Genomic DNA, 13309 nt, shown 5'->3' on the forward strand with positions numbered 1-13309 from the left:
TGTCGGCCCTCTCGGCGTTCGGTTCCGGTAGCTGAGACTCGCTTTACTCGATTTGGATAGTGACAGTAGTCACCTGAGTACGGCAATCGGGTCGAAGAGACTGTCGTACGAGTACCGTGTTCGGTCGTTGAAGGGTATGTAGCATCCCGCGCGACGGGATAGCGGGAAGCCGCGTTGAGTTGCATCGCTCGACAGAATACCTGTTGGTGGTCTAGAGGGATGAATGGGATACCGATATGCGAAATCCAGAAACGGGTGAAGGACGGGATGAACGCTGCAGGACAATGCATGTGACTTCCTGGAAACGAAATCGGTGCTACTCGCGACTACCGGGGGCGAGATCGACCTCGTCGAATCCTGCGAGTTCACCCGACTCGGCGCGCTGAACCGCTGTCAATGCGTCGACGTAGCCGGCACCGACGGATTCGGCGGTGTAGGTGTCGTGAACGGTTTCGACCGCCGTCGCTTCGAGCGTCGTAAGCACGTCGATGGGATCGGGCGCTTCCCCGTGAGCCTCGAGAGACGCGTCGACGACGAGCGTCGCACAGCCGGCAGTGACCGGACAGGACATGCTGGTCCCGGACATCGGCCCGTAGTAGCGTTTATCGTCGGGATCGGCGACGTTTAACGGATCCGCGGGGTTGAGCGTGCCCATCACGTCGCCACCCTTGGCGGCGACGCCGGTGCGGTAGATTCCGAGCGGTCCTTCGATCTCGTTTTCGGGGGTGCCATCGTGCAGCGCAGCGAGATTTTCGTAGGCCGCGTGCCGGTCGTAGTTGTCCTGCTCCCAGGAAGCGTCTTGCGGGCGGCCACGTGAGGAAAAGTCCGTCACCGTCTGGTCGGCGTGCGTTGCTCCGACGCCGAGGACGTGCGGGGCCGTGGCGTACTGGTTCAACGTCCCTCGTTCCGGGCCGCTGTTACCGGCTGAGAACACCGGGAGAATGCCGGCCTCGTGGGCGGCCCAGGTAGCGACGTTCGTCGGATCGTCGGGAACGAACGGACGGTCGTCGTCGGCCGGGCCGTACGAGTTCGAGACGACCTGTACGTCGTGTTCCCCCTCGCGCTGACGACGGAGCATGTCGTCGTAGGCGGCGACGATGTAGACGATCAACAGCCCGCCGACGCCACAGGAGTAGACGGTGAGGTCGGCGTCCGGAGCCATGCCGGTGAACTCGCCGTCGCTGGCCGATCCGTCGACGGCGATACTGCCGGCGCAGTGGGTGCCGTGACCGCTGGCTCGCTGTCGAGGAAGCCGACGTCCTACCACCACAGCGGGTCGTCGGTCACGGCGGGGATACCGACGTACTGCAGGTTCGCTCGCAGGGTGTCCTCGAGATCTGGATGCGCACCGTCGATGCCCGAGTCGATGACGACGGTGTGAGCGTTCGACCCGGTGTACGCCGTATCGAGCCCGGTTCCGGCCTGGACCGTTCCGGCCCGCGTATCCGCCCGTGCATCGTCGTTGTGGTACTCGAGTTCGTAGTTCGCGGAAACGTAGCGCACCTCGGACCAACCGGCGACCGTCTCGATTAGCGGTCCGGTGAGTTCGGCGTACGCCATCGGAAGCACGTCGAACTGGCCGACGAGGGCGTCGAGTGAAAGCAACCGGTCTGCGTCGGCGTTGGTTTCGAAGACGACGATCGTCTCCTGTTCGAGGCTACTCTCGAGGTCGAGAGTATCATCGACGAGCGTATCTCCGACGCTAACGAGTCCTCGACGATATTTCCGAGAAACGCGCTTGCGCTCCCGGTGAGTCCGATTTCGCCGACAAAACCGTTGCTCCTACGCCGGTGAGGAATCGCCGTCTCGTTGCGACACTGTCCGTCGATTCGTCCGCGGTCGAGCCTGTCGAGTCTTCTCGTTCCATAAGATACTTCCACTGGAAACAATGACAAATGATATCATGTCTTTTCGGCTAGCTGTTTGGGTTTCATCACGATCACGAGAGCCGACGCGTGCCGGATGGAAAACAGCCAGCAGCGACGACTCTGGCGGCCGATCCTCGACCCGTTTCGTGTATACAACTGTTCGTCTCACACAAACTGCGGTCACACAGTGCTAAAGACGGTCCCAAGAGTGGGAGCGTACGCGTAAGTAACCACAGGATGCAGGTCCTGGTTGATCAGTCGAGTGTGACGTATCTTCCGGCGTTCGTCCCGATTAGCTGGCCGTTATCCAGCGAGCAACGATCCTAGTGCAGTCTATAGCTATCAGGACAAATCTCATGGCAGTAATCAGGATGTCCGAGACAGCACTCGAGTATCAGAAAGATGTGCTCGAAACGATCATCGACGAGGCGGTGTACGTGGGAACGGCCTCCGAAGAAGAGGCCGAACAGCTCCACGATCGGCTGGACGAACTCGAATCGATGCAGTCGATCAACCAACTGTGGTACGATCTCTCTCAAGAGTACGACGTAATCGAGCAAACCTGACGAGGCAACGGGCCTGTTATACTCGAAACGCTTCGAAGCCCTTATACTCGGGAGTTGGATAGAGTATCGTAACTCGCTGGGCCGCGGGCACCAGCGGGCACCTGTCCGGCACGACGCCGCCACAGGACGGAATGTGATCCGCGAGGCAGCGCCCTCGCCGGGTTGAACCATCACCGCCCGCGGTGAATACAATGGCAAAGAGCTTCTATTCCCACATCAAGGACGCGTGGAAGGACCCCGACGACGGTAAACTCGGAGAACTGCAGTGGCAGCGAAAGCAAGAGTGGCGCGACCAGGGCGCAATCGAGCGCATCGAGCGACCGACGCGACTCGACAAGGCTCGTGAACTCGGCTACAAGGCAAAGCAGGGCATCATCATGACCCGCGTGTCGGTTCGCAAAGGGACCGCCCGCAAGCAGCGCTTTACGGCCGGTCGTCGCTCCAAGCGCCAGGGTGTCAACCGCATCGGACGGCGCAAGAACATCCAGCGCATCGGCGAAGAGCGCGTCTCCCGAAAGTATCCCAACATGCGCGTGCTCAACAGCTACTGGGTCGGTGAAGACGGGAGCCAGAAGTGGTTCGAAGTGATCCTCGTCGATCCGAACCACCCCGCGATCGAGAACGACGACGATCTCAACTGGATCTGTGACGACGCTCACACGAACCGTGCTTTCCGCGGCCTCACCAACGCGGGCAAGGACAACCGCGGTCTCAACAACCGCGGCAAGGGTGCCGAGAAGGTCCGTCCGTCGAACACCGGCGGGCAGGGCCGCGCAAAGTAACCGGCACGCACAGACCGCCGCATTCGGCGGCTTCGATTCAGTGCCTGTTGTACCGGTTCTCGATCAGCTCACGCTCTCTCGATCTATTCGGCTACCGGACACAGCCAGACGGAAAGATCGACGCGACGGCCCCAGTATGACGGGCTGAAACTTAACTCGATGCTCGTCGTAGCGGGAAGCATGCCACGCCACGTCCTCGTTCCGGTCGACGACTCGGACCGTTCGACTGACGCGCTCGAGTTCACCTGTCGGGAGTATCCGGATGCGACGATCACGGCGTTACACGTCATCGATCCCGGCGACTTCTACGCGGCGACGGGAATCGAGGGCGGCGCGGTGGCCAATTACGAGGAGATTCAGACCCAGCACGAACAGCGAGCCGATGCGCTCCTCGAGCAGACGCGCGAGGAGGCGGCCGAGTTCGGCTGCGAGATCGAGACGGACCGCGTTGTCGGCGGCATCTCGCGATCGATCGTCACCTACGCGGACGAACACGATGTCGATCACATCACGATCGGGAGCCACGGCCGCACGGGTGCGAGTCGAATCCTGCTGGGAAGCGTCGCGGAGAACGTCGCCCGGCGGTCTTCGGTTCCGGTGACGATCGTTCGATAGCGATCCGGATCACCGATGCACCATGCTGGCTGCACTATCGCCGCTGGTAGCGGCTTCGTCGGGAATACAGGATCGGTGACACGGACGAACGGAGAGACAGATCAACGACAGCACCGCGATCGGAGTCCCGGAGCACCTAGACCGAGGTTAGCGAGCCAACCGGTGCATCCGTCCGACTGCGAGCGCGGCGAATTCCATCCTCGCCGGCGGCAATGAGCGCGAAAACGCCGGCGACCTCCGCTTCGGATGTCTCGACGATATCGAGCAGGAGTTCCTGCGTCTCACCCGAGCGGATGAGGTCGTCGACGACCAGCACCGACTCGCCGGCGTCGATAGCCGCGGCGGGCAGGTAGTAGGTGAGTTCGATGCCCGACTGCAGGCGCTGGCGCGCCTCGATGAACTCCTCGACTGCGGTCTCTTTGCTCTTTTTCGCGTAGGCACACCGCGTGCCGTAGTAACTCGCGAGCGACGCCGCGAGCGTGATTCCGTCCGTCGCAGCGGTCAGGACGACATCCGGCCGATCGAACTCGAAGGCGTTCGCGACGACGGGCGCGACGAGGTCCAGAAACGACTGATCGAAGACGGTGCCGGAGTTGTCGACGTATCCCTCGTCATCGACGCGGATGCGCGCATCGAGTTCGGCGGCGAGGGCCTCGCGGCCGATATCTTCGACGACTTCGCGAGCGCGTTCGGTGCCGGGGAGGACGTGGCCGTTGACGTAGCGATTGAGGTCGCCGGCCGGAAGCCCGGTCGTCTCGGCGAGTTCGTCGTAGGTCCGCGTTTCCTTCAGCATCCGCAGTACGTCGACGGCCCGCAACTGGAGGGCAGCCTTTTCTGCTCTGTTCATACTGGTATGCACGATTCCGTAAGTATGACTATTTCGATAGCAGGCTTGATTCTGATAACCACAAACGTGAATGAGGGGTCACCAGTGACTAAATGGCTACAAGACTCGCTCAGTCGACGGCGATACAACTTCTTGAAGATGTCCGTGCTGGCCGAGTGGGATTGGCGATACCGGTAGGTGTCATAGTGGTCGCTGAATTGTACCTGCTAGAGTTGCTCAAGGGGGCCTGTGTTAAGACGCTATATTTATGTCCCGGTGATAAAACACTATGGAGGCCCAATAATTGTAGAGATTTTAGAGTAAAATAGACTATTGTCAGTAGATAACGCTTAAAAAATATTTTCTTAAGTATTATATTTACATATATTGGGTACCAGAACTATTATTATTGTTGAAACCACATGTTAGCATGGATGAGAAAGAATACGAGTAGACGAGCGATACTTCGGACAACTGGTGTAACACTTACTGCCCTCTCAGCCACGGGACAGGTAGTCGCGAGTGATGATGAGAACCCGCGGAAACAATTTGTGCGAAAAATGGACGAAGCAAGACGAATCGGGAAAGAGGAAGGATTAGATGCGCGGGACAAATATCTCGATAGCTTCGGATTTCCACATACTGAAGGCAAGGTAGAACTACCAAATGACGGCGAGATAGAGGGGATACAGAGTGAAACAACCCGAAGTGACTCGGAAGGAATAGCACAGAATATCGAGGCAAGCAATCAAGAAAAACAACCAGGTTACTGTGTTGATCCGCGTGACTGTGGCGAGGACGCCAATATCGACGTTGAATTCCAGTTGACGTATAATCCAATGGGGGAAGTATTTGATTTTACGTTTTATATGAAATATAGATATGGATGGGAGAGTTCAACTACTAACCACCCAGATGACCCAGATGATTATCCTTTATTGTGGGTGTCCTCGCCCGGATTCGATCAGTACATTGGACCCAGACGGCCGACAGATGTCCTCTCGTTAGCCTGGAACGATCCAGACCGACTGGAACCGTACATGCCACCATGGAAAGGATGCGAATCGATCCCATGTGCGATCGTCGAAGAGGAACCGTACACCAAGTTCGTTAGTGGTAGTTACTCAGGCGAAGGTGTAGGTATCGAGATCGATGGGTACCACATGGCCTACGATAATGGTCCAACTGGTAGTGAGGAAACAGATTGGACACCACCAGCGACGACTGGGATTATGCTTGAAAAAGGACCCGAGTTCGTTGACCATACCCGACTTTCCGCCATATTCACATACGCATGGAAAGGGACACACACAAGTCCAGATATCTCTATCGGATTCCCGCCATCGTTCAACATCTCAGATGATTCGGAGCGCTTCGAATCGTATAACCGCTTCCAGCATACTCGAGGTGAAGATGACACCGAACGGGATACGTTCGAGGTTCGTGTCGACGAAGTACTCTAATTGATCACCGCCACCAGAAGACATATATTTAACAGCCATTTCACCACGCTTATCTATTGTTGCAAAACAACACTAGCAATGAAACGTTCTGTATGCTGTGTAAGACAATCAACTGACCAGCCATGACTGACGATCAAACCTTCTGCCGACGGAAATTTCTCGGGACAGCAATGGCGGCTACGGTTACTGTGACCGCTGGTTGTCTAGACTGGCTCAGCGACGAGGAGTATAAATACGAGAATAAAGCGCGAATCACGATCATCAACTCCCACTACGATACCGAGACGACCACGTTCGAATTCGCGGCTAAAGCGGAGAACGGGACTACAATATACGAAGATACGTGGGAAGTGACGAAGAGCCATTCGTTCACCTCAGATCCCATTCCGGATGAGGTACGCACAATCAACTACTGGACCGATAACGGAGCAGACGGGAACGTGTCGATTCCGGCCGAACCGGAGTGTCCGCCACATCCGAGTGTGTCACGCAAGATCAATCTCTATTATGGAGATCGAAAAAAGATGACTTATCGAGAAGACGTCCCTAGCTGCGACTGATCACTTGAAAACGGACTGCGGACACTGAGACGGATCGGTGACTCTGTCTTTACGCCGTCAAACATCAACTGCAGATTCGGGCCAACAACCCACGGCTCAATCCGAATGATTGGGTTGCTACTCGTCTTGCAGGAAGTCCGGCTCCGTCCGCTTTTCGTCGCGTTCGGCGTCCAGGTGCTCGCGGAACGCGTCGATCTCGACGTTGTACTCCTGATCCTCGAAGCGGTCCCGAACCGAGATGGTCCCGTCTTCCTCCTCGTTGTCGCCGACGATGATCTGGTAGGGGACCCGGTCGTCGTGGGCCGCACGGATCTTCCGCTCGAGCGTCGAATCCCGGTCGTCGACCTCGACGCGGAACTCGTCGAACTCGTTTGCGACCCGGTGGGCGTAGCCGAGGTTGTCGTCCGAGATCGGCAGCACGCGAACCTGCTCGGGCGCGAGCCAGAGCGGGAACTTGCCCTCGTAGTGCTCGATGAGCACCATGAAGAACCGTTCGTAGCTGCCGTAGATACCGCGGTGGATCATCACCGGGCGATGCTCCTCGTTGTCCTCGCCGACGTAGGAGAGATCGAACCGCTCTGGCATGTTGAAGTCCAACTGGACCGTCGGGCCGTCCCAGACGCGCCCGATCGCGTCCTCGAACCCGAAGTCGATCTTCGGCCCGTAGAACGCGCCGTCGCCCGCCTCGATCTCGTAGTCCATCTTCGACTCCTCGAGAACGGACTCGAGCGTCGATTCGGCTCGCTCCCAGATCTCGTCGCTCCCGACGCTCTTCTCGGGCCGCGTCGCCAGCGATACCTCGTAGTCGAGATCGAACGTCTCGAGGACGGTAAATATCATCTCGATGATCCGCTCGACCTCCTCCTCGATCTGATCCGGTCGGACGAACAGGTGGCCGTCGTCGATCGTGAACGCCCAGACCCGCGAAAGCCCCGAGAGTTCACCGCGCTGTTCCTTGCGGTAGACCTTCCCGTTTTCGGCGTACCGGATCGGCAGGTCGCGGTAGCTCCAGGACTGGTCCTGGAAGATGGCGGCGTGGCCGGGACAGTTCATCGGCTTGAGGCCGAACTCGTCGTCGCCGACGTCGAAGACGAACATGTCGTCCTGGTAGTTCTCGTAGTGGCCCGAGCGGTGCCAGAGATCGGTCTTGAAGACGTGTGGCGTCTCGACGTAGTCGTAGCCGGCGTCCTGATTGAGGGTTTCGACGAAGTCCTCGAGTTCTTTCAGGATCGTCTTCCCCGGCGGGTGATACAGGGGGAGGCCGGGACCGGTCACGTCCTGGATCGAGAACAGGTTCATTTCGTTGCCGATCTTGCGGTGGTCCCGCTCTTCGGCTTCTTCCTTTCGCTCGAGGAACGCTTCGAGGTCGCTCTCGTCCTCGAAGGCCGTGCCGTAGATGCGCGTTTGCATCGTGTTTTCCTCGTCGCCGCGCCAGTAGGCACCCGCGATTTCGAGCAGTTTCACCGCACCGATCTCGCCCGTCGAGTCGACGTGCGGGCCGGCACAGAGGTCCTCCCACTCGCCCTGACTGTAGAACGTCACGGTGTCTGCCTCCTCGGCCAACTCCTCGAGCAGTTCGAGTTTGTACGGTTCGTCGGCGAGTCGCTCTTCGGCGTCTTCGATCGAAACCTCCTCGCGTTCGATCTCGTAGTCGTCGTCGATGATGGCCTCCATCTCCGCCTCGAGTTCGGGGAGGTCGTCCTCGTCGATATCGAGGTTGTCGAAGTCGTAGTAAAAGCCCTCGTCCGTCGGTGGGCCGATGGCGAGGTCCACGTCGTCGTAGTGGCGTTCGACCGCCTGGGCGAGACAGTGGGCCGCGGAGTGGCGCATGACGCGGATGAACTCGTCGGACTGGTCCGTGATGATCTCGAGTTCAGCGCCGTCGTAGGCGGGTTCTTCCTTGGCGACGAGGTCGCCGTCGAGTTTGCCGGCGACGGTGTCGCGGCCGAGGCCGGGGCCGATTTCGTAGGCGCAGTCTTCGACGGTTGCGTCGGCGTCGACTGCGAGTTCTGAGCCGTCGGGGAGGACGACTACGATACCTTCTGCGTCGGAGTCTGCTTCTGATTCTGGTTCTGATTCTGACATGGGTGTCGGTGTGGCTACTGTTGGTGCGAGCGCTGTGAAAACGCCGGTGGCGTGTCCGTCGCCGGGTGAACTATCGTCACCGTTTGCTGGCCGAACGACGCCGACACAGCGAACGGTAGGTGAGAGTTAGAAGCGGGCGCGAGCCCGGCGTGTAAAGCGGACACCTACCATCGTGGCTACGGATAGCCCGTACCTGAATAAAAGAATTGTGATGGGGCGTGCACCGATACCAAACGAACTCGTGGTGTGGATGCTCGCTTTCAGGTCAGCCCGGATAGCGGAAGATCAGGCGTCGTCGGGCTGATCCGCGAGTAGCTCGCTCGCGGTCACGAGCGACTCCATTTCGACGTTTGCATCTTCGACGGTCTCCCGACCGCCTTCCTCGCGGTCGACCACGACCAGCGCGCGGTCGACCGTCGCCCCGGCGTCCCGAAGCGCCTCGATAGCGTCGACCAGGCTGGTCCCCGTCGTCACGATATCCTCGAGCACGACGACCTCCTCGCCCTCGTCGAGTTCACCCTCGATCAGGTTCGCCGTACCGTACTCCTTGCGCTGCTTGCGGGCGATGACGTAGGGGACGGAGGCGGCGACGCTCGTCGCGGCCGCGAGCGGGACGGCCCCGAGCGCGACGCCGGCGAGTTTGTCGTCCGGCGTGATCCGGTCGGCGAAGGCGTCGGCGACGGCCGAGAGACAGTCGGGGTCGGTCTCGAAGCGATACTTGTCGACGTAATATTCGCTGGTACCGCCGTGGGCGAGCTCGAACTCGCCGAACTGGACGGCATCGGCCGCGCGGAGTGCATTGATAAGGTCCTGCGTCCCCTGTGCATCCTGCGTGTCCTCCCGCTCGGTAGTCATTGCTCGTAGTGGCGAGACGAACCGAAATAAGCGGTGTGGAACGCGACGGCTCTGTCCCGACCTGGCCGATCCTGCTCTTCCGACTAAATTCCGTTCTGTCCGGCTAAATCCCGTTCTACCCGCTATTTTTGCTCTTTGCATCTTCTCATCCCGTCTACCCGAGCCTCTCCTGTGCGCGCAAACACCGACGGTGCTACAGTAGCCACTGCGAGTCACTGCACAGCCGGTGCTACAGTAGCCGCTGCACGTTACTGCACAGCCGATCGCACGACGGCTATGGATCGGTATGGAACTCGGTGCAGTTGTCACTATACCTTTTTCGTGCCGCGGAGAATATGTCAATCGATGACAGCAGATAGGGCTGCCGAGCCCCACCCCGACGTACAGCGGTTCCTCGAACTGTACGACTCCCTCGAGACACCCTCGTTCGACGAGGTACCGGTCGAACGGGCCCGCGCGATGCTCGAAGAGCTCCAAGCGGGCGAGCCGGCTATCGAACTCGAATCGGTGACCGATCGAACGATCGACGGACCGAACGGAGAAATCCCGATCCGGATCTACGAGCCGGGGGCGGGTGAGGACAACCAGCGAGGGCGGGAACGGGACGAAGAACAAGAGCAAGAGCACGAGCACGAGCACCAACGACCCCTCATCCTCTACTTCCACGGCGGCGGCTGGGTCGTCGGCAGCATCGACAGCCACGACAACACCTGCCGCAAACTCGCGGCCGACTCCGGCTACCCCGTCGTCAGCGTCGACTACCGGCTCGCACCCGAACACCCGTTTCCCGCCGGGCTACAGGACTGCTACGCTGCACTCGAGTGGGCCGCCGAGAGCGCACCTGAACTCGGCGCGGACCCGGATCAGATCGTTCTCGCGGGCGACAGCGCCGGCGGCAACCTGGCGGCGGGGACGGCCCTACTCGCGCGCGACCAGGATGGACCGGCCGTCGCGTACCAACTCCTGATCTACCCGGCGACGGGCGATGCCACTGAGACCGATTCGTACGAGGAAAACGGCGAGGGATACTTCCTGACCGCCGACGAGATGGCCTGGTTCCGCGGTCACTACTTCGATCGACCCCTCGACCAGGGCAACGTCTACGCCATGCCGCGGCGAGCGACCGACCTCTCCGGGCTCCCGCCCGCGACGATTATCACCGCCGGGTTCGACCCCCTTCGTGACGACGGCGAAGCGTATGCAACCCGGCTCGAGGATGCTGGCGTCCCCGTCACCCGCTACAACTACGACGATCTGATCCACGGCTTCTTCGGCATGATCACCGAACCAGTGGCTATCGAACGCGCTCACGAAGCCTACGACGACGCCGTGGGCGATCTTCAATCAGCACTGGACACGGACGGCACCGTGTGAGAAGAGGTGTGAACAAGACGCATACCAAGTATATTGGTACGCAAATTTATCCGGCTACCGCACGTCACTTCCGCTGTCTACTACTGTGTCCCACCAAACCTCCCGTGAACCGATCGATATCCTGCTCGTCGAGGATAATCCCGGCGACGTGCGGCTCGCACAGGAGGCGTTCCGGACGGTCGATATCGAGACAACGTTCCACACAGTCACCGACGGTGAAGAAGCCTTGACCGTCCTCCAAGAGCGGTTCGCGTCGGAAGCGTCAGTCCACGTCGACCTCGTTCTCCTCGATTTGAACCTCCCGCGGGTGAGCGGCTTCGAAGTGCTCGAGACCATACAGAACGATCCTGAACTCGCGTCACTGCCGATCCTCGTCCTGACGAGTTCAAAGGCGAGCGAGGACGTGGCACGAAGCTACGATCTGTGTGCCAATGCGTACCTTACCAAGCCGAGCGGACCGGACGAGTTCGCCTCGTTGGGGGCGGCCGTCGAGGCGTTCTGGATGGACGAGGCGATGTTACCGCCTGCCCCATCGGGAGCATCATCGTAAACTGGCGAAAAGCGGAGCGAGCAACAACGGGCAGTGCGGCGGGTTTCGCGAGGAGTTCCGGCACGCGACGAGAGTTCAGGGTCGTTCGGAACTACCAGGGTTCGTTTTTCAGGCCGAGTTTGTACGCGATCATATTCGTCGTGACGTGGAGGACCGGGGTCAGAACGACGATGACGAGGATGACCGCCGGGGAGAACCACTCGCGGAACCAGTCGGGGGCGAGGAGTGCCGTCAGCGGGAGCGAGACGACGACGAAGTCGAGTTGGTCGAGTCCGGGGAACATCGCACCGCGCTGGCGGCCGGTTCGACGCTTGAGGAAGGAGGCGAGGATGTCACCGAGCATTGCTCCGGCAGCGAGTCCGACCGCAGCGAGAGGAGCGAATTCCGGGACCGCAAAGCCGAGGATATCGCTTACGTCTCCAGCCAGAACCGTCAGAACGCCGGCGAGAACGAGTCCGGCGGCGATTCCGGCGGCCGTTCCACGCCAGGTCTTTCCGTCGCCGAGCAGGCGGGAGTCACCCATCGTTCGCCCTCCATCGATCGGCCGACCGCCACCGCCGAGCACCGCTGCATTGTTCGGCACGTACGCCGGTATCATCGCCCAGAACGCGATTATGACTGTCTCGAGTACTGCCATATTCGCCGAGAAGTGTCCGGACGCCTTAACCGGCAGTGATTCGGGTCGCTACTCCCTGTGAAGCAATCTCACAGAAGTTGCTCTCTCGTCTGAGCACCTACGAATGGGCGTTAACTGGCGAGACTGGCCGTCTCTACCGTCTATGCGGTGACCGACCGAAACCACGATCGACGCGAAGTCATATCGGATTTCGAACAGTAACGTCTTATGACAGGCTATCGACTGCTACCGTATGATCCCGCCAATTGCACGCCGGTTCGTCGCGGGGGAGTCTCCTGCCGAGGCGCTCGATCACGTCCGCAAGGCCAATCGACGAAACGTCAAGGTCATCGTCAATCTTCTCGGCGAACACTACGACGACCGTGGCCCGGTACGCGACGACGCCGCAGCGTACCGCTCGCTCGTCACCGATATCGCCGACTCGGACCTCGAAGCCTGTATCTCGGTCAAACCCTCACAGCTCGGTCTCGACCTCGGCGAGGATGTCTTCCGCGAAGAACTCGAGACCATCGTCGGAACCGCAGCCGACCGCGGCGTCTTCGTCTGGATCGACATGGAAGACCACACGACGACCGACGCCACCCTGGATGCATACGAGGAGTTCGCACGGAAATACGGCGGCGAGCGATCCGCATCGGATCGCGACGCCGGCGGCACCGGTGGCGTCGGCGTCTGCGTCCAGGCCAATCTCAAGCGAACACGGGACGATATCGAGCGGCTTGCGGACGTACCCGGCAAAGTCCGCTTCGTCAAGGGAGCCTACGACGAACCCACCGATATCGCCTACACCGACAGCGACCGAGTCAACACGGAGTACGAGGCCCTCCTCGAGTTCGCCTTCGAGCACTTCGACGGCGGCATCGCGGTCGGGAGCCACGATCCGGCGATGATCGAGCGCGCGATCGACCTCCACGAGGAGTACGGCACCGACTTCGAGTTCCAGATGCTCATGGGCGTTCGCGAGGACGCGCAGTACGAACTCGCACGGGAGTACGACATGTGGCAGTACGCTCCCTACGGCAACCGCTGGAAGTCCTACTTCTATCGACGCGTGATGGAACGAAAGGAAAACCTCTGGTTCGCGCTCCGGGCGATCGCCGGCCGATAAAGGGAAGGGCTCATTAGCCC

The 13309-nt window shown here is 60.0% G+C and carries 14 protein-coding genes; 8 read left to right on the top strand and 6 right to left on the bottom strand.

What is annotated here, in order from left to right; translation table 11 throughout:
- Window positions 1–316: 316 nt before the first annotated feature.
- Together C480_RS24245 and C480_RS24250 are read right to left on the bottom strand one after the other, a co-directional pair.
- Complete coding sequence (locus C480_RS24245; protein ID WP_241433824.1) at window positions 317–1270, bottom strand: S8 family serine peptidase; 954 nt, start codon at window positions 1268–1270, stop codon at window positions 317–319.
- Window positions 1261–1605, bottom strand: a complete 345-nt coding sequence (locus C480_RS24250; RefSeq protein WP_006666131.1) for a S8/S53 family peptidase — start codon at window positions 1603–1605, stop codon at window positions 1261–1263. The genes C480_RS24245 and C480_RS24250 overlap by 10 nt, the downstream gene beginning before the upstream one ends.
- Before the next feature lie 634 nt (window positions 1606–2239).
- On the opposite strand from C480_RS24250, the gene C480_RS13305 reads away from it, so the two are divergent.
- From C480_RS13305 to C480_RS13315, 3 genes are all read left to right on the top strand, one after another.
- On the top strand, window positions 2240–2434 hold the full coding sequence (locus C480_RS13305) for a hypothetical protein (protein WP_006108275.1): 195 nt from the start codon (window positions 2240–2242) through the stop codon (window positions 2432–2434).
- Window positions 2435–2625: 191 nt separating this feature from the next.
- The gene (locus tag C480_RS13310; protein WP_006666132.1) at window positions 2626–3216 is read left to right on the top strand and encodes a 50S ribosomal protein L15e; all 591 of its coding nucleotides are present in this window, start codon (window positions 2626–2628) and stop codon (window positions 3214–3216) included.
- A 180-nt stretch (window positions 3217–3396) separates the two neighbouring features.
- Window positions 3397–3831: a universal stress protein gene (locus C480_RS13315; protein ID WP_006824808.1), complete on the top strand. Its 435-nt coding sequence runs from the start codon at window positions 3397–3399 to the stop codon at window positions 3829–3831.
- 136 nt (window positions 3832–3967) lie between these two features.
- On the opposite strand, the gene C480_RS13320 is transcribed toward C480_RS13315, so the two are convergent.
- Window positions 3968–4678, bottom strand: coding sequence for a phosphoribosyltransferase family protein (locus tag C480_RS13320; RefSeq protein ID WP_006666134.1), 711 nt, complete (start codon window positions 4676–4678; stop codon window positions 3968–3970).
- A 413-nt stretch (window positions 4679–5091) separates the two neighbouring features.
- Between C480_RS13320 and C480_RS23050 the strand changes: the two genes are divergently transcribed.
- A complete protein-coding gene (locus C480_RS23050) occupies window positions 5092–6120 on the top strand; it encodes a hypothetical protein (RefSeq protein WP_152424053.1) in 1029 nt (342 codons plus the stop codon).
- A gap of 122 nt (window positions 6121–6242) precedes the next feature.
- Window positions 6243–6680: a hypothetical protein gene (locus C480_RS13325; RefSeq protein WP_152424054.1), complete on the top strand. Its 438-nt coding sequence runs from the start codon at window positions 6243–6245 to the stop codon at window positions 6678–6680.
- Window positions 6681–6797: 117 nt separating this feature from the next.
- Here C480_RS13325 and thrS read toward each other — a convergent pair whose 3' ends face one another.
- Together thrS and pyrE are read right to left on the bottom strand one after the other, a co-directional pair.
- The gene (thrS, locus tag C480_RS13330; protein WP_006666137.1) at window positions 6798–8765 is read right to left on the bottom strand and encodes a threonine--tRNA ligase; all 1968 of its coding nucleotides are present in this window, start codon (window positions 8763–8765) and stop codon (window positions 6798–6800) included.
- A 285-nt stretch (window positions 8766–9050) separates the two neighbouring features.
- Complete coding sequence (gene pyrE / locus C480_RS13335) at window positions 9051–9620, bottom strand: orotate phosphoribosyltransferase (RefSeq protein WP_006666138.1); 570 nt, start codon at window positions 9618–9620, stop codon at window positions 9051–9053.
- Window positions 9621–9965: 345 nt separating this feature from the next.
- Between pyrE and C480_RS13340 the strand changes: the two genes are divergently transcribed.
- Together C480_RS13340 and C480_RS13345 are read left to right on the top strand one after the other, a co-directional pair.
- Complete coding sequence (locus C480_RS13340; protein ID WP_006666139.1) at window positions 9966–10994, top strand: alpha/beta hydrolase; 1029 nt, start codon at window positions 9966–9968, stop codon at window positions 10992–10994.
- Window positions 10995–11079: 85 nt separating this feature from the next.
- Window positions 11080–11544: a response regulator gene (locus C480_RS13345; protein WP_006666140.1), complete on the top strand. Its 465-nt coding sequence runs from the start codon at window positions 11080–11082 to the stop codon at window positions 11542–11544.
- A gap of 91 nt (window positions 11545–11635) precedes the next feature.
- On the opposite strand, the gene C480_RS13350 is transcribed toward C480_RS13345, so the two are convergent.
- Window positions 11636–12181, bottom strand: coding sequence for a CDP-2,3-bis-(O-geranylgeranyl)-sn-glycerol synthase (locus C480_RS13350; protein WP_006666141.1), 546 nt, complete (start codon window positions 12179–12181; stop codon window positions 11636–11638).
- A gap of 232 nt (window positions 12182–12413) precedes the next feature.
- On the opposite strand from C480_RS13350, the gene C480_RS13355 reads away from it, so the two are divergent.
- Window positions 12414–13289, top strand: a complete 876-nt coding sequence (locus C480_RS13355; RefSeq protein WP_006666142.1) for a proline dehydrogenase family protein — start codon at window positions 12414–12416, stop codon at window positions 13287–13289.
- The last annotated feature ends 20 nt before the right edge of the window (window positions 13290–13309 follow it).

This window comes from Natrialba aegyptia DSM 13077 (assembly GCF_000337535.1).
Taxonomy (GTDB): domain Archaea; phylum Halobacteriota; class Halobacteria; order Halobacteriales; family Natrialbaceae; genus Natrialba; species Natrialba aegyptia.

Bases quoted from the DNA above. Each gene is read 5' to 3' on its own strand.
- C480_RS13350 (WP_006666141.1), bottom strand. From the start codon at position 12,181: ATGGCAGTACTCGAGACAGTCATAATCGCGTTCTGGGCGATGATACCG.
- C480_RS13355 (WP_006666142.1), top strand. From the start codon at position 12,414: ATGATCCCGCCAATTGCACGCCGGTTCGTCGCGGGGGAGTCTCCTGCC.
- C480_RS13305 (WP_006108275.1), top strand. From the start codon at position 2,240: ATGTCCGAGACAGCACTCGAGTATCAGAAAGATGTGCTCGAAACGATC.
- thrS (WP_006666137.1), bottom strand. From the start codon at position 8,765: ATGTCAGAATCAGAACCAGAATCAGAAGCAGACTCCGACGCAGAAGGT.
- C480_RS13320 (WP_006666134.1), bottom strand. From the start codon at position 4,678: ATGAACAGAGCAGAAAAGGCTGCCCTCCAGTTGCGGGCCGTCGACGTA.
- C480_RS13340 (WP_006666139.1), top strand. From the start codon at position 9,966: ATGACAGCAGATAGGGCTGCCGAGCCCCACCCCGACGTACAGCGGTTC.
- C480_RS13325 (WP_152424054.1), top strand. From the start codon at position 6,243: ATGACTGACGATCAAACCTTCTGCCGACGGAAATTTCTCGGGACAGCA.
- pyrE (WP_006666138.1), bottom strand. From the start codon at position 9,620: ATGACTACCGAGCGGGAGGACACGCAGGATGCACAGGGGACGCAGGAC.
- C480_RS13315 (WP_006824808.1), top strand. From the start codon at position 3,397: ATGCCACGCCACGTCCTCGTTCCGGTCGACGACTCGGACCGTTCGACT.
- C480_RS23050 (WP_152424053.1), top strand. From the start codon at position 5,092: ATGAGAAAGAATACGAGTAGACGAGCGATACTTCGGACAACTGGTGTA.
- C480_RS13310 (WP_006666132.1), top strand. From the start codon at position 2,626: ATGGCAAAGAGCTTCTATTCCCACATCAAGGACGCGTGGAAGGACCCC.